This window comes from Brevibacillus choshinensis (assembly GCF_016811915.1).
GTDB lineage: Bacteria > Bacillota > Bacilli > Brevibacillales > Brevibacillaceae > Brevibacillus > Brevibacillus choshinensis_A.
The window spans coordinates 4,127,533-4,149,784 of record NZ_CP069127.1; the positions used below are offsets into that span (position 1 = coordinate 4,127,533).

General features: G+C 37.8%; 29 protein-coding genes. 16 read left to right on the forward strand and 13 right to left on the reverse strand.

Annotated features, from left to right (window positions below):
- Positions 1–206: 206 nt before the first annotated feature.
- Entirely contained in the window at positions 207–443 is a 237-nt protein-coding gene (locus JNE38_RS20705) for a hypothetical protein (protein WP_203353050.1), read from the forward strand.
- A 5-nt stretch (positions 444–448) separates the two neighbouring features.
- Positions 449–655: a hypothetical protein gene (locus JNE38_RS20710; RefSeq protein ID WP_203353051.1), complete on the forward strand. Its 207-nt coding sequence runs from the start codon at positions 449–451 to the stop codon at positions 653–655.
- 545 nt (positions 656–1,200) lie between these two features.
- On the opposite strand, the gene JNE38_RS20715 is transcribed toward JNE38_RS20710, so the two are convergent.
- The 4 genes from JNE38_RS20715 to JNE38_RS20730 all read right to left on the reverse strand — a co-directional run bounded on the left by JNE38_RS20715 (position 1,201) and on the right by JNE38_RS20730 (position 2,765).
- The gene (locus tag JNE38_RS20715) at positions 1,201–1,539 is read right to left on the reverse strand and encodes a hypothetical protein (protein WP_203353052.1); all 339 of its coding nucleotides are present in this window, start codon (positions 1,537–1,539) and stop codon (positions 1,201–1,203) included.
- Between the two features lie 3 nt (positions 1,540–1,542).
- The gene (locus JNE38_RS20720; RefSeq protein ID WP_203353053.1) at positions 1,543–2,004 is read right to left on the reverse strand and encodes a hypothetical protein; all 462 of its coding nucleotides are present in this window, start codon (positions 2,002–2,004) and stop codon (positions 1,543–1,545) included.
- Between the two features lie 157 nt (positions 2,005–2,161).
- Positions 2,162–2,386 carry a hypothetical protein gene (locus tag JNE38_RS20725; RefSeq protein WP_203353054.1) on the reverse strand — a complete coding sequence of 75 codons (225 nt, stop codon included), beginning with the start codon at positions 2,384–2,386 and terminating at the stop codon, positions 2,162–2,164.
- A 61-nt stretch (positions 2,387–2,447) separates the two neighbouring features.
- Positions 2,448–2,765 (reverse strand): hypothetical protein, encoded by a 318-nt coding sequence (locus JNE38_RS20730; RefSeq protein WP_203353055.1) that lies wholly within the window; start codon positions 2,763–2,765, stop codon positions 2,448–2,450.
- 882 nt (positions 2,766–3,647) lie between these two features.
- On the opposite strand from JNE38_RS20730, the gene JNE38_RS20735 reads away from it, so the two are divergent.
- On the forward strand, positions 3,648–4,259 hold the full coding sequence (locus JNE38_RS20735; RefSeq protein WP_203353056.1) for a hypothetical protein: 612 nt from the start codon (positions 3,648–3,650) through the stop codon (positions 4,257–4,259).
- 229 nt (positions 4,260–4,488) lie between these two features.
- The gene (locus JNE38_RS20740; protein ID WP_203353057.1) at positions 4,489–5,106 is read left to right on the forward strand and encodes a hypothetical protein; all 618 of its coding nucleotides are present in this window, start codon (positions 4,489–4,491) and stop codon (positions 5,104–5,106) included.
- 182 nt (positions 5,107–5,288) lie between these two features.
- On the opposite strand, the gene JNE38_RS20745 is transcribed toward JNE38_RS20740, so the two are convergent.
- Positions 5,289–5,975: a hypothetical protein gene (locus JNE38_RS20745; protein ID WP_203353058.1), complete on the reverse strand. Its 687-nt coding sequence runs from the start codon at positions 5,973–5,975 to the stop codon at positions 5,289–5,291.
- A 37-nt stretch (positions 5,976–6,012) separates the two neighbouring features.
- Positions 6,013–6,366, reverse strand: coding sequence for a DUF6075 family protein (locus JNE38_RS20750; RefSeq protein ID WP_203353059.1), 354 nt, complete (start codon positions 6,364–6,366; stop codon positions 6,013–6,015).
- A gap of 175 nt (positions 6,367–6,541) precedes the next feature.
- On the opposite strand from JNE38_RS20750, the gene JNE38_RS20755 reads away from it, so the two are divergent.
- The 3 genes from JNE38_RS20755 to JNE38_RS20765 are packed head-to-tail and all read left to right on the forward strand — an operon-like array spanning position 6,542 to position 8,378.
- A complete protein-coding gene (locus tag JNE38_RS20755) occupies positions 6,542–7,201 on the forward strand; it encodes a hypothetical protein (RefSeq protein ID WP_203353060.1) in 660 nt (219 codons plus the stop codon).
- A gap of 17 nt (positions 7,202–7,218) precedes the next feature.
- Positions 7,219–7,596: a hypothetical protein gene (locus JNE38_RS20760; RefSeq protein ID WP_203353061.1), complete on the forward strand. Its 378-nt coding sequence runs from the start codon at positions 7,219–7,221 to the stop codon at positions 7,594–7,596.
- Complete coding sequence (locus JNE38_RS20765) at positions 7,593–8,378, forward strand: hypothetical protein (RefSeq protein ID WP_203353062.1); 786 nt, start codon at positions 7,593–7,595, stop codon at positions 8,376–8,378. The genes JNE38_RS20760 and JNE38_RS20765 overlap by 4 nt, the downstream gene beginning before the upstream one ends.
- A 182-nt stretch (positions 8,379–8,560) precedes the next feature.
- On the opposite strand, the gene JNE38_RS20770 is transcribed toward JNE38_RS20765, so the two are convergent.
- From JNE38_RS20770 to JNE38_RS31240, 3 genes are all read right to left on the reverse strand, one after another.
- Positions 8,561–9,913 (reverse strand): hypothetical protein, encoded by a 1,353-nt coding sequence (locus JNE38_RS20770; protein WP_203353063.1) that lies wholly within the window; start codon positions 9,911–9,913, stop codon positions 8,561–8,563.
- 1,138 nt (positions 9,914–11,051) lie between these two features.
- A complete protein-coding gene (locus JNE38_RS20775; RefSeq protein ID WP_203353064.1) occupies positions 11,052–11,243 on the reverse strand; it encodes a hypothetical protein in 192 nt (63 codons plus the stop codon).
- A gap of 335 nt (positions 11,244–11,578) precedes the next feature.
- Positions 11,579–11,707, reverse strand: coding sequence for a DUF6075 family protein (locus tag JNE38_RS31240; RefSeq protein ID WP_428993669.1), 129 nt, complete (start codon positions 11,705–11,707; stop codon positions 11,579–11,581).
- A gap of 169 nt (positions 11,708–11,876) precedes the next feature.
- On the opposite strand from JNE38_RS31240, the gene JNE38_RS20780 reads away from it, so the two are divergent.
- From JNE38_RS20780 to JNE38_RS20810, 7 genes are all read left to right on the forward strand, one after another.
- Positions 11,877–12,863, forward strand: a complete 987-nt coding sequence (locus JNE38_RS20780) for a helix-turn-helix transcriptional regulator (RefSeq protein WP_203353065.1) — start codon at positions 11,877–11,879, stop codon at positions 12,861–12,863.
- Between the two features lie 107 nt (positions 12,864–12,970).
- Complete coding sequence (locus JNE38_RS20785; protein WP_203353066.1) at positions 12,971–13,684, forward strand: NAD-dependent deacylase; 714 nt, start codon at positions 12,971–12,973, stop codon at positions 13,682–13,684.
- A gap of 55 nt (positions 13,685–13,739) precedes the next feature.
- Complete coding sequence (locus JNE38_RS20790) at positions 13,740–14,132, forward strand: hypothetical protein (RefSeq protein WP_203353067.1); 393 nt, start codon at positions 13,740–13,742, stop codon at positions 14,130–14,132.
- Positions 14,129–14,761: a hypothetical protein gene (locus JNE38_RS20795; RefSeq protein WP_203353068.1), complete on the forward strand. Its 633-nt coding sequence runs from the start codon at positions 14,129–14,131 to the stop codon at positions 14,759–14,761. Before JNE38_RS20790 ends, JNE38_RS20795 begins: the two co-directional genes overlap by 4 nt.
- Positions 14,748–15,449, forward strand: a complete 702-nt coding sequence (locus tag JNE38_RS20800) for a hypothetical protein (protein WP_203353069.1) — start codon at positions 14,748–14,750, stop codon at positions 15,447–15,449. The genes JNE38_RS20795 and JNE38_RS20800 overlap by 14 nt, the downstream gene beginning before the upstream one ends.
- An 83-nt stretch (positions 15,450–15,532) precedes the next feature.
- On the forward strand, positions 15,533–15,970 hold the full coding sequence (locus JNE38_RS20805) for a hypothetical protein (RefSeq protein WP_203353070.1): 438 nt from the start codon (positions 15,533–15,535) through the stop codon (positions 15,968–15,970).
- A 13-nt stretch (positions 15,971–15,983) separates the two neighbouring features.
- Positions 15,984–16,337 (forward strand): hypothetical protein, encoded by a 354-nt coding sequence (locus JNE38_RS20810; protein WP_203353071.1) that lies wholly within the window; start codon positions 15,984–15,986, stop codon positions 16,335–16,337.
- Between the two features lie 319 nt (positions 16,338–16,656).
- Here the strand turns inward: JNE38_RS20810 and JNE38_RS30770 are convergent, their stop codons facing one another.
- The 4 genes from JNE38_RS30770 to JNE38_RS20830 all read right to left on the reverse strand — a co-directional run bounded on the left by JNE38_RS30770 (position 16,657) and on the right by JNE38_RS20830 (position 19,727).
- The gene (locus JNE38_RS30770) at positions 16,657–17,619 is read right to left on the reverse strand and encodes an HNH endonuclease (RefSeq protein WP_238933399.1); all 963 of its coding nucleotides are present in this window, start codon (positions 17,617–17,619) and stop codon (positions 16,657–16,659) included.
- A 247-nt stretch (positions 17,620–17,866) separates the two neighbouring features.
- A complete protein-coding gene (locus tag JNE38_RS20820) occupies positions 17,867–18,121 on the reverse strand; it encodes a hypothetical protein (protein ID WP_203353072.1) in 255 nt (84 codons plus the stop codon).
- Entirely contained in the window at positions 18,097–19,146 is a 1,050-nt protein-coding gene (locus JNE38_RS20825; RefSeq protein ID WP_203353073.1) for an HNH endonuclease, read from the reverse strand. Before JNE38_RS20825 ends, JNE38_RS20820 begins: the two co-directional genes overlap by 25 nt.
- Before the next feature lie 224 nt (positions 19,147–19,370).
- Positions 19,371–19,727, reverse strand: coding sequence for a hypothetical protein (locus JNE38_RS20830; RefSeq protein WP_203353074.1), 357 nt, complete (start codon positions 19,725–19,727; stop codon positions 19,371–19,373).
- Between the two features lie 798 nt (positions 19,728–20,525).
- Between JNE38_RS20830 and JNE38_RS20835 the strand changes: the two genes are divergently transcribed.
- Both JNE38_RS20835 and JNE38_RS20840 read left to right on the forward strand, forming a co-directional pair.
- Positions 20,526–20,837 (forward strand): hypothetical protein, encoded by a 312-nt coding sequence (locus tag JNE38_RS20835; protein ID WP_203353075.1) that lies wholly within the window; start codon positions 20,526–20,528, stop codon positions 20,835–20,837.
- The gene (locus tag JNE38_RS20840; RefSeq protein WP_203353076.1) at positions 20,798–22,237 is read left to right on the forward strand and encodes an AIPR family protein; all 1,440 of its coding nucleotides are present in this window, start codon (positions 20,798–20,800) and stop codon (positions 22,235–22,237) included. The genes JNE38_RS20835 and JNE38_RS20840 overlap by 40 nt, the downstream gene beginning before the upstream one ends.
- The last annotated feature ends 15 nt before the right edge of the window (positions 22,238–22,252 follow it).

Below are 22,252 nucleotides of genomic sequence, written 5' to 3' on the forward strand. Positions count from 1 at the left end.
ATTATGTTATGGTAATTATAACAAGAGCTGAGGTGTTTCAGATGACAAAACCAATAAAGAAAGGGTTAAAACGGAGAAAAAATGGGGTGATGAACCCGAATCTTCACCCTCGAACGTCATTTCAACAGAACATGGGTTTAGAGCATATTCTTAATAAATTGAATGTGGCAATAAAAATCATGAACGTGCAACGGTAGGTGGGATAAATGGATGAAAGTAAAATTCTGAAGGAAGCCCTTGATGTAATCGATAATTTTGATGATGCCTTTCCGAATGGAGTATTTGCAACACCTAGACTTCCAGGAGAACACAGAGTAAAAGTTCGAAAGCTAGCTGATTACTGTAAAACAAAAGGAATACAACCATCTGATTTGAGCCGAGAAGAAATGGAACAATTCCTTGATTGGGGAAAGGGTAACATTCAAATGAATCGACTGGAGTGATCTCAGTGAGGCATACAAAAGTCGGAAGAATTTATGAGAAAGAAAAAGAAGAAGCTGTCGAAAAAGCTGTAAAAAGGGTAGGGATCCTGTTCGAATTGAATCTTTACGATCTGATCCCTCAAGAAACATTGCTTAAAATGATAATGGTAGAAACAGATGAGGAATTTATAGAGATACTGAAAGGGCTAAGACTTAGTGTTAGAAAAAAATAAAAAAGGGAGCCTAAAGCCCCCTCTTCCGTGGATTCCTGTCGATCTCGTTCAGCAAGATCAAACAACCCCCAACGCCGTCCAAGCGACTTTAGTATACCATAATCTGTATAATGGGAGAAACGGAAAAGGAGTGTGATGCATTTGAAAATCCGTAATTAGAAGCGATAGATAACTTTGAGCTGTCGAACGGTTGCGACAGAACATTCAGTTGCCCAAATTGAGTAATCACTCGAACAAATCGTTTATCCATCCGATGTATGCGGAAGTTTTATATCCCTCCTCAGCTTTTCCCCCTCCAGATACCTACTTTGCGTGCCTTTGCTCCACCACGAACCTTCGCTATAAAACCGATAGGATTGTAGAAGAAAAGTCTTCCAGCTAACAATCAGGTAGGGCTAGAATATTTTTAATATATGCTACTCTTTGCTTATTCACATTCTTGTTTATTTGACCATCTTGTATGTTTTTTTATTCTCCGCAAATAGTTCAATAGACGTTCGTTATCCCTGGAGACCGAAAAAGTCATATCTAATACTCGCATATCCTTACGATTTGGATTTTTTATTGAGTGTTTCCTTTTCAGCGACATCACTTACTCCCCCCTCCATTTGCAAATCACTTTCCTTGTTTCTCCCCATTTGCTCTCGGTGATAATGTTGAATGGAGTTTAGGATACTCTCGAAGTCCTCACGGGATCGATCGTTAGTATAAATACGATCAAATAACTGTTCATTTAGATCTCGGTCGTGTATTTCAAAAAGTTTGCCGATGTATTGAGACTTCATATGATCAAAGTATAATTCGACAAATTTGCATATCGATCTATTCAATCCAGTAGAAATGCCTAGTTCATAATCCTCATGGTTTTTGATTCGTTTTCCCATGAACTATTCCCCATTTCCCTGTAATAAGATTACCTTCGTAATGATCTCTTCCAAGACAACGATATTTTCTAACCTTCGACCAAGAATTGGCTCATCCCTCATGATAAGAAATGGCTCACCATCCTTGAGATCATCTATAATCTTATTGATCATTTGCTCAATTTGGGATTTCAACTCATAATCTAGATCGATTTTAAAAATGACCACGGTGGAATCTCTTTGTTGCCAATCGATTTCCATCAGTTTAAGTCGATAAGCAACTTTCAATAGAGAAGGAAGGCCAGTGTTTGATTCATAGGTCACGTTCCCGCAGAAATCACAACGAAAATGGGGTATGTTGTGAACTTGGATACGTGATTCGAATATGAAATTGTCGACTGTTCCGATTTTTAGGGTCTTTCTTTCACCGCAAATACAGGCAATTTCAGTTCTTTCTCTTTTATTCCCTTGAAAACCTATATCCATATCGTCACACATCCCTATTTGGATTTAATAGGGAGCTACCCTCGACTTCGTTTACCTTGTTGGTTGAGAAACTCGTATCACCAACGGACATTTGTCTCCGACTTGATATTATTCCTTTCTTCGCTCTCCACCGTATTAACCGAATATCTTTCCCCTTTCATCTACACAATATGTCCTTAAACTCTTGCTTACTTTCATCAGGTAACATTCTGGAAAGACCCATCAATCCAACGCTAGAAATTGCCATAAGGAGGAACCTTTTTGCTTCATCTGATGACCACCACAAATCCTCCCCAGTAAAATGAAAGTCCTTATTCAGTTCAGCATCTGCATATTGTTCATGCGTAATGATCTGTGGCTCTTTCCGTGGAATCATTTCCATATTGAGATCGTCCTTTCCGTGATACAGGTAACAAGGATTAGTAATTTACCAAAAGGGCAAATTATGTTCCTTTTGGCTCTTCGTGATAAAAATCATCCTTCATTTGCTCAAGTTCGCTAATGGAGAAACCAGTCTGTTCAGATACTGATTCCAGATTCACGCCTTTTCGAATCAAGTTTTTGGCTGTAATGATTCTTTTGATGCTGTAAACAAATGCCAACTTTACTTGTGTCAGCTCTGCAGTTAGTACTGGATCAAAACCTTTCTCCAGCAATCGGATAGCCATCTCTATTCTTGTGATCCCACTGCTGATATTTCGAAGCTCTTTGTCTGATGTCTCAAGGTAGGCCTTGATTCGATCCCATAGATTACTTTCCATCAACCTTCCTCCCCTAAATCTGCTTCCAAATCTACCAGCACTCTGTACATTGATTTCATCCTGATTTTTACTGATAACAAGCTCAGCTCCTTTAAACTTTCCGCCTAATCTGATTAGAACATCACATATTTCAGTAAACTGCCAATGTGGAAGCCAGCCCAGATCATCAACAAGTCAGCAGTAACTTCAATGACGAAATTCTGCACAAAAACTCTATCGTTTAGTTTTGTAAACATAAAGTCACCTCCCTTCAAGGGTCTATTTCGGGGTCTAATAATGTTGCCTTGAAAACGAAATAAAAACACCCAGTCTGGCGACTGGGCGTTAATTTTGAAAATCTATGAAAATAGGATAGTCTTTTAGAAAATCCCTAATCATATCGATTCCATCCTTTTTCTCATGTTTAGGGCTTCATCGTAACATATCTCATATTGATAATTCAAGATATTCCCAATTCAGTTATATAGAAAACAATAATGATTTATATTCTCTTACTAAGTCCTACCTTCCCTCTACAAGGAATTTTCAAAAAAATGTTGACATTTCGAATGTGCTTATTGTACATTACCTTTACGACCTTTTTGAGCAATCCTTTTCTTTTTCCTTTTAGTCAATACCAGCCACTTAAGGCTGATTTACTTAGAGGTTTTACATTTTTTGTAGGTTTATTTTATTAAGCAACCAAGGGATTTCTCTGCCCATTGGTGCTTACAACCTATCTTAAATGTACTTCTAAGTAAATCAGTCTTTTTTTGTTCTTTGAAAAGTGAATATCGAATGAAAGGGGAAATGAAGGAACAAACCAGGTAGAAATTTCCAAGTGATCATAGGGATTAACCACTCCCCATTCCCCAATCAAACGAAACGAATGGAGGAATCAAAATGAAAAACATTACTGCGATGAATAGCTGGAAATTTGATAAGAAAGACAATCTTGTACTTCAACGAAATGCTGTTGTCTCACAACTTGCCCCTGCAGTGTATATGTACGGCGACAATTCTGATGAACTATGCGGAACGTTATATATTATGGATGATCTTGAATCAGCCAGTATTGAAGCACTTCGACAAGACATTCAAGATCAGCGGGGAGCTTTAAAAATCGGTATAGACAAGCATGGAAAAGCGATAGATTTTGATTCAATCCATCCCTGGGACGAAGAAAGATTTTTGGTTTGCAAGGAAGGTGTCTTTCTTTGGGACTGGGAGACGGAAAATTACATACGTATTGGTATGGTTAAAGGAACAGAGAAACGAAAAACAGTATCACTAAAAAAAGATCTAGTGGTTCACTTAGTCGAATCAGATTTCCGTCTTGAACGTGGTACTTCATATGATTTAGTAGGCGAATATGTCACGTACAGCGAGAGTTTGCATCCTGTGGTTATGCTAGTCATTCATCAGCATAGATGTGTTCCGTTAGCAGTTCCTTATTATAGAGAAAATATAATGATCCATAATCACGATTATGTTGATTGGAGATTGAATAGATAGTCTGAGTTCAAATAGAGGAATGGATGGAAAGGTTCTAAAGATGATATCTCTTCCATCCCTTTCTCCCTGCAGTAAGAGGTTAGACGCTGTTCGACCGTTTTCCTCTTCTCGCCCGTTGACGAACTAACTATATTGTGAAAACAGACACCAGATTGCGAGGGAGCTAGGGATCATACATAATCCCCCTCCCCTTCTAGAAAACTAAACCCAATTAAAGGAGAGACGAAAAATGAGCAACGTAATCGCAATGAATAACTGGATAAAAAATACAGAGGAAGAAATTCGTATACTACATCGAGAAGAAGATGATCCTGAAATGGTTCCCGTCAAGTATATGTACGGCGACAATGAGGAAGGACTTTGTGGGACCCACTCTATCATCGACCATCGTGATTTTGCAAGTATTGTAGCAGTACGAGAGGATATCCAGAAACAGAGGGAGGCCTTAGAAACAGGCTTCGATAAGTTCGGTGAAGAAATCGACTTTTATGAGATCGTACCTTGGGATGAGGATGATTTGTTAGTTTGCCAAGAAGGTGTGTTCGTATGGGATTGGAATACTGAAGATTACGAGCTAATCGGCAAGGTACGCAGAACAGAAAGACGAAAAATAGTAACCTTCAAGGATAATTTTGCTGTTAAGATGGGACAGAGTAATATTCTCCTAAATCCAGGTATCTTCTACCACATAGATGGAGAATACATTGCGTATACGGAAGACAGAAATCCTGTAGTTATGCTTGTAATCAACGCAAATGATTCCATTCCCTTAGCTGTGCCGTATGATCCTTCTGTGCTTTGGATATATCCACACGACTATGCGTTGATTGTGGGTATTCATGAATAAGAAGTAATAAGTTGGATTCAATTTTTTGAATAGCAAAAATCAAGCTCGACCGTATTGAAAAAGGGATCGAAGGCGGGTGATTTCCGATTCTTCCGATCCCTACATTACCTATTTGATATTACCTCAAACAGCCACTTCTCCAAGCTTGTTGCATTTGAAAGAGACTTTTTAAACCTAATTACTCAAGGATAATCTTGCTTCCTCAAAGCTTGTACAAATTGATCATGTTCAGCATCTGAAAGTAGCTTTCCAGCCATCGCCACCATAATCTTAATCACTTTTTCCCTTTTTTCTTCATCAAACAACTGTTTAGCGATCTGCACTGACTCCATTGCCCTTTGGAATCGCGAAACTTTCGTATTCATGAATGGTAGCATTACAAGCATGGATAATTCTTCGTCCTTCAGTTCCGAATCCCCATTAATACCCTCTATGATCTGATCACCATTCCATCTACTTAGCCACACAGCTTCCGTAATCTTATACTTGATGGCTCCGAGATCCCTGCTAAGCTCTGCATTGTTTATCTCTGGTCCAAAAACAACTATCGTACTTATTAATCTCTCGTGCTTTTCGTAGATCTTCAAATCATATTCCATTAAACGATCCAGTAATCGATCTAAATCATCTGGATTTGCAGATGCTTGAAACACGATATGGAGTAGCGTATCGTCCACTAATCGTAATAGATCCTCGATCATAACTTTCTCTTTGCGTAGAGTTAAAATCTCTGTTGGAACGTGCTCAACAATTTGATCTAATGAAATGTCGAACGCAGAAAAAAAATGATTCCCGTAAGCCTGAATAACCGAGTTTCCATGCATGTTGCCATATCCCTCTTGCCTTGTCTCGTTATTTGAACTGTTCATTTCCTATCCCCCCTTTTTACTCATCAGTGCTCCTGATTTACTTTATCTCTGTAATTCCAAACCTAAGGCTAATCGCCTCCAATGCCAGCCTCCTATTTCTCTCATCCAGATTCGCAAACAGATCGACTACCGTCCCGCATGGATAGTTATTGTACAAGTTGAATGCCAATTCCACCAATGCCTTTGATCCACTCGTCAAATCAACCTCTTCAAAGCCCTCTGGACGGATCATACGACCTTCGATGTCGTAGAAGTGCTTAATTCTATCCCCTAGGTCCCCGAAGCCAGTAAAGACGTAAAATAATGCTTGTCTCTCCCTGTCTTTGTTGTGAGTCCCGTCCTGCTTTATAAACTGCTCAAACCTCTCCTGATGATCTGGAAACAAAAACATAGAAGTCCCCTCCTGTTTGATTAGAACTTCTATGTGATATGCAGAAGAGCAGGGATTGAAAACATACAGAGGGGATAAAATGTTTAAGAACAGCAAGAATTAAATAAGATAAATTCTTGTTGTTTTTATGATTCTTATTCGTTATGATGTAACCATAAGGAAAGGAGAGATTACCTTGAACAATTCTTATAGCTTTTTCTATTTCGACTTGAAACTGAAATCTCCAAGCGATATGGCACTCAAAAGAGGTTTGGATGACTTTGCAGAAGATACCTATGATTCCGCAGAGTTTTTCAATAATCGCTTTCAGGGTATTAAGAAAATTACGGTTCTGGAAGTTGAAGGAGTAGCACTACGCCTGATGCTTGTATATGAAAGAAGCACACCTGATAAAGTTACAGCCAAAGAGCTAACCGTTTTCAGTAGATTTCTTTACAATGAGCGAGGATGGGACAAGTTTACAAAGGAATCTTCCAAACTGTTTATCCCTACTAAAATTGTACCCATGGAGTGGCATGAAGCTCATTTTACAATCACTGCAGATTTCGAAAGAGATTCTGAAGACGAAAGAAATAAACGGTGGCCGTCCCTTTGGCCAGACTGGGCAGAATATGAATTTGATCCAGATCTTGAGGAAACGAACACTGCTACGGTTAGTTGTGAGGAAGACGATGATATTTCTTACGAAGATGAATTAACCGATCAGCAATTAATAGCAGTTTTAAACAGTATCCTGGCTACACAAGATCTTGGTTCCAAGGATGCAAAAGAAGCAAAGAAATCAACCATCAAGCAAATCAAAAAACTTATCACACCCTGGGCAATATACGGGTAATGATCGGAGGAGAACTTATGCCTGCAGAAGCATCGTTGCAAGAATTACAGTTAGTCTACTCAGGGATTCAATCGATAAAAGTAGTCTATCCTGTTTATTATGAGAAGTTACTATTACTGTTATTCAAAGCTGACAGATATAAGATTCCTTTCGGTTATGTATGCCAACGGATCATGGATGTAGAAATCAAGGAACGATACATAAAGGCAATTCATAATCAAAGCAAACTTACCGAGATTCATCACGATCTTTTCCTCTTGAAAACTGAGCACTATGAAGGTTATCGCTATTTATCTGATTTCTTGAAGAACAACCGCCTGACTGGGTACAACAATATTTGTAGGATGGTACTCGGAGATAAACCAGAAGATTTGAAAAGAGGGTGTTGCGGATGAGTGTTATCAGTCATTTTACAAAAGGTATTGAGATCGAGGATTATCGTGGTCATATGCACTTAGGAAGGAATGAAGGTAATATTAGCCTAATCCAAGAATATTTCAACAATAAATATCGACACCCTCTTTACTCTAATCCAAGTCTTATAAAGAGAATCCAAGTTTCCGACCATGCTTTGAATCGATGGAATGAACGAGTTGGTCCCATAACAGATAAGTATACTCTTGAACAGGTAATCAATACCCTTTTCTTTCAAATTCGTTGTGGTGTTGAATTTGAACCACAAGATGTGGGCGTAATTGATAACGATATCGTATTTACCTATTACAAAGAGAACGATACGATTGTCATCTCAACATTCTATGGTCGAAAATCACTTAACTTTATCCTAAATAGCTTCATCAAACTCAGAAGATTCAATAAATATAAGTCGGAGAAAATTGATCTTTCTATACCATCTGAAGTCTTGGACTCACAGTTGTTGCCACCGATCCCCAGCGAAACTATGATATTTCAAGGCTCTTGGACAAAATACTATATGGAAAAATACACTGATTATGGTTCATCTTGGCTTTTCATTCATGAGCTCTCAGGTGAAAAACACGGGAGAGTCATACCAGTTGATTTAACCCTGCCACCATCTGAAAAATTAAGTCAAAGCATTCTGAGAGCAATCTATCTTATGGGCTATAGTGATTACGTTTACCAGCACGTCCAACATTTCAAAGGTGAGCAACTTCAGAAATACCTGCAAAAGCTCCAATTACATATCCCAGCGTAGAGAGAGCCTTGGAAAATCGGTTCTCTCTTTTTGTGCTTATTTGTACGATTACTAAATCAAAAAGGAAAGCCCTCAATCTGAGAACTTCCCTTTTTGATATTTAATGATAAATGGACGGGGAAGATTTCAAGCTGAAGATTCAGAGTTCCATCAAAGTTACTTGGAAAACAAGCCGAATCTAATCAGGAGAAAAAATCCAATTGCTGTAAACCCTCTTCATATTCTCGTACTTCATCCAACTTATGCTTCTCAAGTACTTTCTTAAAATCCTCATTTTCGTAAATTAGTTCATCAGACAAATCATAATAATCTAATAGAATATCAATTCTTTCTAGGATGTCATCCTCTTGAGGGAATTTCAATTTATCATCAATAAAATCGTCTACAAACTGGTTTACAACTTCTTTCTTAGTTAATTGTTTATTCTCATAAGCCCACTTAAATGATCTACGGTCTTTTAAGATTCTTTGAAAGAAACCTTCATCGTTTTCGCACTGTTTTTTTAAGTAATTAGCTAACTCTACTCTGCTTTTCGTTAGTATTGTATTGATTCCTGTTTTAAAACTATTCTTTTCTTGTGAATTTGTTGCTTGCTCCTTAATTTTTTCAAATCTATTTTCTGCTTTGGGATTTCCCTTAATAAAAGATATAAACTCTTCTTTCACTTCCTGTATTTTCGTCGAATATTCATATTTTTTATCAGTTTGAATTAGATATCCAAACCTACCTGAATCGAACAAATATTGTGAATTTATTGCTTGAATCTCACTCTGAAACATTGTCATGTCCTCAAGGTCCTTTACATCTTCTTGTAAGAAGATATCCCAACTACTGTTTAATCTCTCCTGAGTATCGCTGAGTAATTTATAAAATGGCTTAATATTAATTTTTCTATTTTCAATTTTGACTCCCCTTAGCTGAATTTTTAACAATTTGAAGTTATTACGATAAAAATGAATCCTTTTCAATTTATTCGGATCGACTGGTGGGTTATCTTCTAACTTCTTTAGTACATCGCCGAGTTCCTTATCAACAATCTCCTGATGAGACGATTCAATTTGTTTTAGTTCAAAAGGAATTCGGTACTCCTCCATCTCAGGAACATCTATCTTTGTGACTGGAAATTTATCTAAAACCAACCTTGTAATATCCGTATCTCCAAACAAACCATTTGGAAAATTATTATGATCATCCTCTTCGTCCAAAAAGATAATTTTCGGCATGTAAAATAAAGTTCGATTGTCTACTACAATAATCGCCATTCTAATACTGTTTTTTACTTGAGGATGCAATAAGTCTTTATTCTCATTAATCATTTTTAATGCATGTATGTCACCAAAGCCTGCTCTAATAGCATTATCATTTTTTTCTACATATAACTCGCAATAAACTTGTCTTTCTTTAATAATATTTAAGACTAAATCAATTTCCCAATTATAAAAGGCAGGCTTTACAAAGATAATTCTCGTTTGGGCTTGATTAATGAACTCAGTAATTCTTGCATCTGTTACGTTTGCAAACTGTAAACTACTCATAAAACATCTCCTTCTCCTGGCACACCACCATTTATATATTGAGGATTCTTCCTTGCACTCCTATTTGGTAATATTACCCTGTACATTGACTCAATCCTGCTTCAAATTAGAAATACCTATGCTATTCCCTAAACAGAAGATACAGACGAACTTAGGGAGGGTATATATATGGTAAAACTTGAATTCTGTTCTGTTGGTGAAGTTGCGGAATTATTGAATGTTACGACAGAGTGTGTGTATCAACTTATGGAAGCACCCCGACTCCCTAAGCAAAGGTCCGATATGAAAGCGGTCATGGTATTACACAGGAAATTACTTCACAGCAGATGATAATCGTCCTTAAAGCAAATGGATGGCTGGAGTATTACCGTTCGCTGGCAAGAAATCCTTTAGTTTAAATAAGGATGTAAATAATACCCATTACAAAACCCAGCCCGTAGTACCAATTAATGTAACTCCAGGTCGGATGAAAACTCTGGCACGCTACCCTCGATCTTGCTTCTCCAGTTCCTATCAAATTCCTCAACAGCTGTCAGCCGAAATAGGAGATCTAATGATACACTACTACTTAGAACTACAACTTCCACCTTTGTATACCGTCACCCATAAACGTTGATACTTGGTATCTTTTTTACTTGAGTATTGTAAATAGCCTTTCTCTTGAAGTATCTCCTTTGCATGGTTTACATTTTCAACTATTCGACTAATTCTATCTCTAGTCTCTAATTCTTTTTTTCGCTTCTTCCGTTCTCTGGATTTTCGGTTTTTTTTCTTTTTCTCTAGCTTAATAGCTCTCTCCTTTTCTCTGATTTCTTTATCTTCTGGTGTTTCTGTCAACAGGGTTAATTTATGTTGATAAGTGGATACCTTACCTTTTATTGAGTTGTAGTAGGCCTTATTTTGAATCCTCTAGATTGTCCCCAACTCTTTTTGAAGCTTTTTAATATCTTTTCTCAAACGATCTACATACATTGATTCGTATTTGTTCCTTAATATGATGATAGAAAATGCAACTTCTGGCGAATTACTATTAAAGCAGTAAAATTCATCTGTTTTTGCAAACCTTTCGAGGTTTACCCTTATGATCAATCGCCATCTATTTTCAGAACACCTCACGAATATTCGATGATTCTTAGATTCAAATTTTTTTTTCGAAATTACCCAAATCAAATTTATGTGAATTAAGCTTGAGTCTACATGAGAATTTAGCATCATTTTCGTTTGAGGATTTATACTGAATGGTGTAAATATTATCGACAAATTGTTTTTGCAACTCATTATCACTTACTGTAATATCCAGGCTTTCAACTGAGGATAACTTAACTTCCACCTCAAACACCTCCACGGACAAATGTCGTGTTAAGTAACTGCTTTCTTTTTATTCATATTTTCTATTCCATAGCATCATATATCCGCTTCCCAATTTAACTCGCACTAAAACCTAATGACAGATTACAATGACTTGATGAGGGACAGTGCATTAAATTTGTTCACTTCCCCTACACTGTTACTGCCAACGTTGAAAATCGTGAAGAACTGTTATTAGTTTTAATATGTGCTAATTGGTTAAGTATGTCATTTAGCAAACAAATCGACCGACAACTGTCTTACACGGATCATAGTTGTACAAGTGTACAAGTTGAATACTAACTCCACTAAAGCTTTTTAGCCACTCTGCAAATCCACCTCTTCAAAGCCCTCTGGGCGGATCATTCGACCTTCAAAATCGTAAAAGTTCTCAATCCTATTCCCTAAGTCCCTGAAGCCAGCAAAGACGTAAAATAACGCCAGCACTTCCTATCCTTTGGCGGCTGGGTCCCTCCTGTTTGATTAGAACTTCTATGTAATATGCAGAACTACAGGGGGGGGTTGAAAAATCATATAAATGAAAAGTAGACACTTACGTGGTAAAGGAAGATTCGCTTCTTTGAAGAAAACCATCTTGAAGGGAGATGGAACTTGAATGAAAGATGTCAAGAACACAATGAGGGTCATGAAAATCAGAGAGATCCTATTCAACCATACAGATGAAAATCACCAGCTATCTATACGGGAGATTATTGACCAGTTAAAGATTCACTTCGGAAGTGATTATCACATCTCGAAAAACACTGTAAAGAGCACTATCCAGGAACTGGGGGAATCTGGATTCAACATTGAGGAAAGTGTTAAGGAAAATAACACCGTTTATTACAGTCATCAATATCGAAAATTTGAAATTCATGAACTTAGAATGCTGGTTGATGCGGTGTCATCTGCCAGATTCATCACCTCTCAAGAGTCAAAACAGCTCATCGAAAAAATTAAAACATTAACAAGCAAGCAACTAGCTAAAAAGCTTCACCATCAGATTTCAGTCGATCCAGGAGTAAAAGCACAAAATAAGGATGTACGGTATCATATCGACAAAATCCATACCTCTATAACTACGAAAAAAGTTCTCACCTTTCAATATGGAAATTACAACCTCAAAAAAGAGTTTGTCCTTCGACATCACGGCAAAATCTATACGGTTGTTCCATTGGGGCTGGTTTGGAATCATGACTATTATTATCTCGTCGCAAAGAATCCTCTAGAAATGGAGATTAAACATTATCGGGTTGACCGAATGGAAAATGTGTCCGTCTCAGAAGAACGATTTGTTCCAACTGACTTTTCAATCTCCGACCACATGAAACAAACGTTCAATATGTATCCTGGAGTTGTCGAATACGTTGAGATCCAGTTTGATAATCATCTTGTGAATGTGGTTATTGACCGATTCGGGAAAGATATCACCCTCCGAAAGGTCGATGATCGTACCTTTTCGATCAAAATCAAAGCGGCCATTAGTGAAGGCTTTATCCGTTGGCTACTCATGTGGGGAAGTGATGCGAAAGTTATCTCTCCCCAGCACCTTGTTGTAAAAATGAAGGAAGAGGCAATAAAAATGAGTAAGCTCTATTCATGAGAGATCTCTGTAGATGCCTCATTTTCTTATCAAGGGAGGTGCTCAAAATTTTGAGCACCTCCTGATGTTTACTAAACCCATAAGCAAATAATCGGAGGTGTCAGTTGATGATTGCTACATGGCTAAAAGAATCTAGACATATCGTAATTTTTACGGGTGCAGGCATGAGTACAGAAAGTGGGGTTCCCGACTTTCGATCTAAACGTGGTTTATGGCATGGCAAAGACCCTCAATCGTTGGCAAGCACCAATGCCATGAAGCATAACCAGAAGGAGTTTGTTGATTTTTACCGTATGCGAATTGAAGCTTTACAAAATGTCAAGCCACACAACGGCTATAACATCTTAACAACCTGGGCCAAGTGGCTACAATTGAAATCAATCATTACGCAAAACACCGATGGACTGCACGAACAAGCTGGAAACATCAATGTCATTCCATTACACGGTACGATCCGACAATTGCATTGTCACTCTTGTGGAGTTGTTTACTCAACGGAGAGATACTTCCACGGTCATCTGTATTGCAATTGCGGAGGATTTATACGTCCACCCGTGGTGCTATTTGGAGAATCATTAGATTCAAATCTGTTAACCTTGGCAGAAAAAGAAGCACAACAATCCGATTTGTTTATCGTGCTTGGCTCTTCCCTGGTTGTCTCCCCTGCCAATTCTTTTCCCATTATCGCAAAAGAACACGGTACTAAATTAGTCATTGTCAATCAAGATCAGACCCCTTTAGACTCCATCGCTGATGCCGTCATTAACAATCGTAAAATTGGGGATGTTCTTCGAGACATTTCTGAGGAGTTCATTATTTGATCGGATCCCATGATACTTTTTGGTGGAAGACATAAGGAAAGGTTGGGGTCCGCTTATGATTTGGTTCCTATTCCTCTTTATCCTATTCTTCTTCCTTACGTTGAGGCTGGGTAAGCAAGTAGATGATAAATCCTCCTATGTTCCAAATCCAAACGGACATTGGATTAATAAGGGTACGGATTTTAACGAGGAGTGGGAATGGTGGGAGCCAGATAAGATTAAGGCATTGCTGTACGTGAGTGTCGGTCACAATGATAGCGGTTATCACATTGTTATTGCCGATCAACCTCCTGATATCGGAATTGAATACGTGGATTGCGAAGATAAACGAGAAGCAGAAATAGCTGTATCCCTTTTTACTGCGTACTATGCCGTCTTAGGTAGTGTAACTTTCTCCGATCTGGTCGGGATAGACCTCAATAAGGACATGGATGGAGGGTTAAAATGAATCAACCTAAAGCTTTTGGAGCGTTTGTGAAACGAGGGGACCACACTTTTCGAACGTCTGCATACATTCAGTGGGGCGAGTCTGAAAAATCCATCGGCTCGTGTCTATTGCTTAACCCAGGATCGGCTGACTTCAATAAAATCAATCCCGATCTAAGGGAGAAGCTGAATACAACAAACAAAGCAAACGGTGAGATTAAAACCGATCCTACAATGGGACAGTTAATAAAACTGGTAGATGGCATCAATAGTTCAAATCAAGTAATTGAAGGCAGATTTCATATTTACAATCTATTTAGCTTGCAAGATGCCTCTGCTAATAGTGCCATTTGCAAGTTCGAAACCCTTGTTAAAAATAAAGAGTATGATCTAAATGAATCACTGGTATCGATTAACGAACTACAAGTTCAACCGTGGATTCTCCTTGGGTGGAGCCTTAAACGGCATGGAAATTGGGGGAACCTTAATGAAATTAAGAAAAGATGGAAAATGCAAATTGCCGAATCCAAGATACCTTCGTTTGGAAAACAAGACCGTATTAGTAAAGATTATTATCATCCCAATCCCCGTAACCCTACACATAAGCCCATTATTCTGAAGGAGCTGATCGACCTCTATGCAAAAATATAACATCCAACAATTTCCTCCTTCTGCAACTAAACCTAATCTGCTCGCTAATCCTACTCCAGTTGAAAGTTATGATGAATTTGACTTTGGTTGGTTTCGAACACCCGCAAATCCAGAATCAATCGTAATGGGCTTTTCCCATCTTCGTATAAAAGACGGTTATAAATTAAGGGCTTATCAGTACATGGAAGGAGGCAACGGAAACGGAGTTGTATGGGCTATTCCCATCGATACAGACTTACCAGATCCAAATGAGTGCGAGCGATTGGAGGAGCATTTCCTGTCCGCACCGAAACCAGCCTTTGCCCTGGATGATTTCATGCAAGGTATCGATGGCGACAAGACCCCCCTGTCCTATTTGCAAGCATCCATTGCATTTCATGAGCTACATGAATTCGGAGCTTTCTGGCACGGAACATCATGGGGTAGAGATATAATCCTACCACTGAAGGATGATCAAAAATCACATTATGACCTTTATGAATGGGAAATGATTGAGGATGAACCTGAAATCATTGAGCCTCACTTTTATTACGATATTGAAGGTAATCCTGTCATTGTATTCCACACCATAAATGACATCGGAAACATAACCTTGAATCGTTATGTTCATACCTTTAGTAAAAATGACTATACAGCACATGTTGAACGAACCTGTATCGCAACTGCAGGTGGTGGAATTATCTTCTAAAGAGGTGAACGGATGGTTGTATTTACCCATAAGAGTGGGAAAGGTCAAATTGACTAATTGAGGATGGAAGCGTTAGATTTAATGTGACGGGAGATGATCATCTTCTCCAGACGTTACAATTAGAGTTTTCGAAGGGCGTTCCTTCTTTAGAGGCATTTCAACAGAAAGGTATACCTGGGAAAATGAGAGGGTATAGGAAGGTCGAGAGGACAGAGGATCTCCTTACTCTACTGAAATCGTTTCAGGAGCAATATCCCCTATTTGATATCATGATCAAGAACAAAGTTGAAAGTCAAGAAATCAAAAAGAGGTACACCCTACTAAAGTGGAATGGGGAATATGGAGATGAAGCCATCTTTATCGTCAGGGATAATTTGAGGGCAAGACAAAGCTTATTTACTCCAGGGCGTTGTGAAGATTTATTTTGGTTTCATGCAGATTTGGCAAACGATATAGCCGTTTCAACGTGGGAAGAATTCTGCGAGGAAAGTTTCGATGAGTTGGAGCCTATCGCTTTTTAATGGAGGGATTTGAATGAGTCGGAATTGGGAAGAAATCATCGTATTGTCTGGAGAAGGAGGAAGAATCACTTTATTCGGATCAAAGACTTTAGACGGTACTTGGATATTCATGAAGGAAACGAACGAAACGGCTTTGGCCGACATCTTGGAAGATGAGGATCTGTCTGCTCTTGTACATCAAAAATCAAAAGAGGTAACGGATTGGGAACAGGCGATTGCACTTTTGGGTCGATCATGGATGAGATTGCGACCTCGATATATTCATCCTGTATTCAAGCAACAAATTTGGAGTGAGGTTACTTCAAAGGACGATGATCACGATCTGAGACATTGGGAAAGGCTTTGTATGAATCATGATAATGCTTGAATGCATCCACCTCAAACATCCAAACAAGGGAAAGAGGGGCTTGGGGAAAGATCAGAGTAGAAAGAATTAAGGAATAACACGATTTTCCAAGGATTGGATAGAACTGCGTCATCCTTACCTGACTTCCAGAAGATAAAGAAAAGCCGACGAAAAACAGGAATGGTTACCTGTGTTTCACTCGGCTGTTGGCAAGCTATTTAAGCTTTTAGCAAAGTTTTTATGAACTCGTGGGCGGATTAAAATTGCTTTCTACAAAATCTGTTTGATTTCTCATTTAACCATTGTTTATATTCCGATTCATCGGTATGGAATGACTTTATCAAGAGAATCCCTTCCAACTAAACCCAAGACTCTTCTTCAATTCTTCAATACTGACCATGGGGATTCGATGTATCATCCGATGACAGTTTGAGCATAGCATTCCGATATCCTCTACTTTGGTCGTCTCGCCTTCCTTCATCTCGGAAACAGGCTTCTTATGATGACCTTCGATAAAATCCTTCCCCCGCTCACCATACATCTTCTCGAAATTGATTCCACAAGCTTCACAGAATAATTCTCCATGCTTTTTCTTGAATCTCCTCTTAGCTTCCTTAATAAGCTGAGGATCCCTTTCACGGATCTTGTGTAACCGAAGCTTTTCCTTCCCCTCTTCATATTCATCCGTCCCTGATTCGACTTCGTTAAAAACTTTTTTCGAGTTAATATCCGTTGACCGTTCTAATGAGGATATGACCATCGAAAAGTCGCTACCGCTAGCTCGCCTTAATCTCTCTATGGCATCAGACATAACCAAGCTCTGGAAGATACCTTTATGCTTATCTCGAAGCCCTATGTAATGCAAAATTCCCATGGATTGATACCCACGACTCTCATCAGAATTCAGTCCGATAATATGTTCATCCAACCAACGATGTGTTCGTGAATGAAACAAGTATTCAACTACAATGCGATCCCGAATCGTCTGTGAGTAACTTTCATACTCCCTTGCTCGTACCTTTGGCTCCAACGGCGGAATCCCTTCGTTGGACTTCATAACTTCGAAGCCCAATTTGTTTAAAACACTGTTAGTCTCATCTCCGCCACTGAATTCAGAAACATCAAGTTCTTGTCCATTTGCATATACATTCGCTCTCGAAATGACATACTTCGGAGGATACAGTTTGTTGTTATAGAAAAGATCATATTTAGTTGATTCTTTTTTCGGTGGAACTCCATGCTCGTCTATATATTTTATAGCATTAAGGATATGGTCCTTACGAATGTTTTTAGGAATTGGCATAAAATCACCTTTTTAATATATTATTTCTTGCTGTTTACATAGTAAGGAATATGCTTAATCGGGATGATGTAAGGATTTCAGTTCTTACATGGGAGCTTAGCAAGAATCTCAAATTTTATTCTTGATTCTTCTTTTCATCATCCGTACCACTAAAATTAAATCGATCAAATTTGAACTGTTAACAACAGTCTTTACTCCCGAAAATTATAAGGTAATTACAAGAAATAGGGAGCAATACACCCTAAAGTTATTTCAAAATCTTTAGGATTTCATATTCAAAATCATTAAGATTAAATCGAGTTCCTTCTTTCTTCCCAATTAGTATCTTTTCCATTGGAGCCATAAATTCATGTTGATAATACGATTCCACAGGTACTTCAAACTGCTCCCCAGTCCTTAAATCCATTACAACCACTTTGTCACCATAGTTTACCTCTTCAGTCATATCCTCAATAACCAAGGACTTAGGATGTGTTGTTATCGTTTCAAATCCTTTTGGCACTTCCTTGTTTGCTGAAAAATGTGTTCATTATGATACTCCACATACCTAGGGTTAATTTCATGCTTTAGAATTAACGGTTGGTTATGAATCTTATGGGTAGGACAAACATGTAGTACCAGTTTCTTATCTAGTTCTATGGAGATCGCCCCCCTATCAAACATAGCGTGATGATTCGGACATAGAACAATCATGTTATCTATGGAATCCGAGCCATTGTGAGAACCTAATGGCTGGATATGGTGAACTTCTGATAAGGTTTCTCCGTTGGTTCCGATCAATAAAGCTTCATGGCAAACTTGGCAAATATCCTTATACATCTCTTTCAAGTAAGAAACGATATTTTGTTTTCTCTTTGCTAACGTTACTTGACGATCAACCTTGTCGGGAATAAGTTCTGTAGAATTCCCCATTATTTCAACCACATTTTCTGATGTTACCTTCACTGGAGTAGTTTTTCTGGTTTCTCTGTTTGTTTTTAGGATCAATCCTTTTTGTCGCTGTTCCATAAAGCGATTAACATCTGAAAGATCATGAATTTTTATCGTATTAGGGATAATAATTTTTCGATTTTCCAAAAAGGGGTCTTCTTTTATCCGAAGCTTCTCTACATAGTCTGCATAATCAATTAATTCCATAAGGGTATATTGCTGTAACTTTTTTGTTATCGAATTTACTCTTATTAAATCTTCTTGTAGAATGTCCGCCTTCCCATTTGTAAAACTATAAACCATTAGAACATTTTCAAACATTAAGCTCCCTCTATTGATAACCGTGTAATTGAATGGAGAAAGTTGTGAAGATCCTTTTAACCAACGATGTACACGCTTCAAAATTGGTCGAGTTATGATAAATTTATTTTGCTTCGTTCTTTTTAAATCAAAAGATGTTAATTCCTTGTTTGTAAATTGTTGAATATAATTATATGCCCTAGATAATTCAGTATCTTGAATTACAACATGAGCTCCCTCTACTGTACATTGGATATCCACTAATATGAATCTTCCATCTTCGAGTTCCTTAGCCACTCGCAAACTCTCCTTAGTGCAAACTTTTATAAAAGAGGGAACCCCCTCTCATTTTTTAACCTCCTCTAATAAAAATCGAGAAAAAGGAGGATGTACCATCATGGAAAAACAGGAGTGGCTTCCTGATTCTCGTTCGGTCTACATGTGGCCAATATTAGCATTATCGGCCACATGCAATTCGGATTAACCCCATCTCTTGGCAGATTCAAAACTCTATTGCCTTGTTACATAGAGACTGTTTCTTGTGTTTTGAATTCTTTTACTATTTTTTCGATACTTCTTAAATTACCTCTACCTAATTTGCCATAATAAATCGTATGTTGACTCACTGCCTCTAAAGCTATCTGCACTTGATTGAATCCATAGTCTATTTTTATATTCTCTAAGTAATAACGAGTAGCTTCAGCATTGATGGTCCGTTTATACCCGTTTCCTTCCATCATCGAGCAAAAAACTCCAATGTAATCATTCGCACTTCCCTGATGCATACCAACTTCACTATACAGGCTATTCGTAGCTGAGGTTCGGTCAATTTGCTTGTGAAAAACCTTTTTTGCGTATAGATAGCTTGCTGTAATCATATCTGTTGTTATCCTCACAACAATCGCCCCTTATCGTTTCTCTATCCTTCAAAACATTAACATAAAAAAATGCAGTTGTGTTTTAGCAAAATCGTTGTTTAAAGATATCGCTTTATAACAATTGATTAAACCTGATTGCATACTGCTACTCTCTCGAATCAAAATGGTTTATATGAACATTGTTCAATCTTCAACCTCTACCCTTCCCCAATACAAACAGGCTCGATTAAGTCCAAGTCTCGCTTTTTCAATTCCTACTATAGTAATCCGCAAAAATAGTCTGCCCACGCTTGTCACCTTTCCTCAACGCCCTCTCCTCTCACTCCCCCAAGGTTTCACAATCTCTCTCACCAATATGTTTGCATGAAAAGCAGGGGAAAACAGAGTCAGAACGGGGAAATCGGGGGCAAATAAGCAAAATAAGTATGCCCGTGAGGGCAGGCAGAGCAGGAGAGGACCAAGGGGAAAAGATGGGGCTTGGGGTTGAATGACAGCAGTTTATCAGAGAAAAAATTCGTCAAAAATGCCTGGGGAATGTTTCGAATCTTCAGCTGGAAAAATTTTTAACGAATAAAAACCTAATGCCTTAGAGGGACAAAGAAAAAAATAGTCATACATTGGTAAATATTTCATTTAATAAGATAAAAAACATTTCAATAAAGCAAAAAAAGAGCGTCCTTAGACCCTCTTTAAACACGATGCGTATAGAATATCGAATTTTGTAAAAATTAGTAACGTATTTCTAGTAATATGGTAACATATTTATAATGTTAAACCATTTTTAAGGAGCAGGATACTATGAGTATTATTCACGTTAATCAGATTAGAAAAAAATTGGAATCCGATTTTCAAGGAAAAATAGATTTGACTGACGTTTCAACTGCAAAACCAGAAGATCAGCTTAATTTTTTCCTGACGAGAGCACTTTCCGCATACACAATAAAGCACTTCTCTCAGGTAGACCCCGATGTTGCATCAAGTGCTGTCGTCGATGGGGAGATGATAACGGAATTGATGCTATCTATTATAATGATAAAACAAAAACTTTATATTTGGTTCAATCAAAATGGATGCATGACGGAAAAGGTGAACCATCAAACGGAGATTTAAAAAAATTTTTTGATGGTATTAGGGACTTGTTTAACTCAAGATACGATATTTTTAATCATAAAGTAAAAAAAAAGCAAGCTGAAATTGAAAATGCACTTTATGACGTCCAAACGAAATACAAAGTCATTGTTTCATACACAGGGCTTAATTTCTCCCGACATAATCAAAAAGAGGTTGACGATTTTCTGGCAGAAATGAATGATGCCAATGATGTTGTGACGGTATCACTTTTTAATCAAACCAGATTACATGATTCGTTAAAAATTATTGGGTCTGCAGAACCCATTAACCTCAATATCGTTCTTAAGGAATGGGGGAAAAAAACAGTACCTCATAAAGCTTTTTATGGTCAAGTTAATGCCTTAGAAATTGCAGAATGGTGGAAAAACAATGAAAACAATTTGTTTTCAAAAAACCTGAGAGAATTATTACCAGATGCAGACATTAATGAAGAAATCCGTCAAACACTTGAACAAGAACCGGAGAAGTTTTGGTACTATAACAATGGTATTACAATGGTTTGCAAAGACGTAAATAAAACTATGCTGGGCGGACCAGATAATGATTTCGGACAATTTCACTGCGAAGATGTGAGCATAGTTAATGGAGCTCAGACTTTGGGAACTATTGGTAAGTACGGTCAAAAAAATAATGCCGAAGAATATTTAAAAAATATTTATGTTCAAGTACGCATTATCTCCTTGGATAATGCCATGGGGGATTTCGGAAAGAAAATAACAAGAAGCAACAATAGACAAAACAATATTGAAAACAGGGATTTTGTTGCTTTAGACCCTTTACAACAAACTTTGCAAACGGAACTTGCCATCGATGGTATTTCGTACCACATTATGCGGTCAATCAATGAACAAAAGAATGATACTGACACTTCCTTTAACATTGTTGAAAGTACAATTGCTTTAGCTTGTTCTCACAAGGATGTTTCATTGGCAGTACAGGTGAAAAGAGAAATAGGTAAGTTATGGGAAGATATTGAAAAGGCTCCATACAAATCGTTATTTAACCCTCAACTTTCCGGTCTTTATATGTGGAGATGTGTTAGGATCCAACGAAAAATCGATTCTGCAATTCAAACACTATCTAGTCAGAAAACGAATCGTGAACATAGTATTGTCATCCATGGCATGAGACTATTATCGCATTTGGTTTTCCAAGAAATTGACCTAAAACAGTTAGGCAATCCACTCTTCGACTTTGACACCTTTTTAAATACATTTGATTTTAATAAGTCGATTCTAGATAATTATGGTTGGTTAGTAGACGAATTAGATAAAAATTATGGAAACACGGCTGTAATACCAACTTTATTTAAGAACTCCACCAAATGCACTAACTTAGTAAGAAAGATCAAATCAAGTAAAAAAAAGCAAAGTACCTAATGTTTTTCTAACCTT

Bases quoted from the DNA above. Each gene is read 5' to 3' on its own strand.
- JNE38_RS20705 (WP_203353050.1), top strand. From the start codon at position 207: ATGGATGAAAGTAAAATTCTGAAGGAAGCCCTTGATGTAATCGATAAT.
- JNE38_RS20715 (WP_203353052.1), bottom strand. From the start codon at position 1,539: ATGGGAAAACGAATCAAAAACCATGAGGATTATGAACTAGGCATTTCT.
- JNE38_RS20720 (WP_203353053.1), bottom strand. From the start codon at position 2,004: ATGGATATAGGTTTTCAAGGGAATAAAAGAGAAAGAACTGAAATTGCC.
- JNE38_RS20725 (WP_203353054.1), bottom strand. From the start codon at position 2,386: ATGGAAATGATTCCACGGAAAGAGCCACAGATCATTACGCATGAACAA.
- JNE38_RS20730 (WP_203353055.1), bottom strand. From the start codon at position 2,765: ATGGAAAGTAATCTATGGGATCGAATCAAGGCCTACCTTGAGACATCA.
- JNE38_RS20735 (WP_203353056.1), top strand. From the start codon at position 3,648: ATGAAAAACATTACTGCGATGAATAGCTGGAAATTTGATAAGAAAGAC.
- JNE38_RS20740 (WP_203353057.1), top strand. From the start codon at position 4,489: ATGAGCAACGTAATCGCAATGAATAACTGGATAAAAAATACAGAGGAA.
- JNE38_RS20745 (WP_203353058.1), bottom strand. From the start codon at position 5,975: ATGAACAGTTCAAATAACGAGACAAGGCAAGAGGGATATGGCAACATG.
- JNE38_RS20750 (WP_203353059.1), bottom strand. From the start codon at position 6,366: ATGTTTTTGTTTCCAGATCATCAGGAGAGGTTTGAGCAGTTTATAAAG.
- JNE38_RS20760 (WP_203353061.1), top strand. From the start codon at position 7,219: ATGCCTGCAGAAGCATCGTTGCAAGAATTACAGTTAGTCTACTCAGGG.
- JNE38_RS20765 (WP_203353062.1), top strand. From the start codon at position 7,593: ATGAGTGTTATCAGTCATTTTACAAAAGGTATTGAGATCGAGGATTAT.
- JNE38_RS20770 (WP_203353063.1), bottom strand. From the start codon at position 9,913: ATGAGTAGTTTACAGTTTGCAAACGTAACAGATGCAAGAATTACTGAG.
- JNE38_RS20780 (WP_203353065.1), top strand. From the start codon at position 11,877: ATGAAAGATGTCAAGAACACAATGAGGGTCATGAAAATCAGAGAGATC.
- JNE38_RS20785 (WP_203353066.1), top strand. From the start codon at position 12,971: ATGATTGCTACATGGCTAAAAGAATCTAGACATATCGTAATTTTTACG.
- JNE38_RS20790 (WP_203353067.1), top strand. From the start codon at position 13,740: ATGATTTGGTTCCTATTCCTCTTTATCCTATTCTTCTTCCTTACGTTG.
- JNE38_RS20795 (WP_203353068.1), top strand. From the start codon at position 14,129: ATGAATCAACCTAAAGCTTTTGGAGCGTTTGTGAAACGAGGGGACCAC.
- JNE38_RS20800 (WP_203353069.1), top strand. From the start codon at position 14,748: ATGCAAAAATATAACATCCAACAATTTCCTCCTTCTGCAACTAAACCT.
- JNE38_RS20810 (WP_203353071.1), top strand. From the start codon at position 15,984: ATGAGTCGGAATTGGGAAGAAATCATCGTATTGTCTGGAGAAGGAGGA.
- JNE38_RS30770 (WP_238933399.1), bottom strand. From the start codon at position 17,619: ATGCCAATTCCTAAAAACATTCGTAAGGACCATATCCTTAATGCTATA.
- JNE38_RS20830 (WP_203353074.1), bottom strand. From the start codon at position 19,727: ATGATTACAGCAAGCTATCTATACGCAAAAAAGGTTTTTCACAAGCAA.
- JNE38_RS20835 (WP_203353075.1), top strand. From the start codon at position 20,526: ATGAGTATTATTCACGTTAATCAGATTAGAAAAAAATTGGAATCCGAT.
- JNE38_RS20840 (WP_203353076.1), top strand. From the start codon at position 20,798: ATGCATGACGGAAAAGGTGAACCATCAAACGGAGATTTAAAAAAATTT.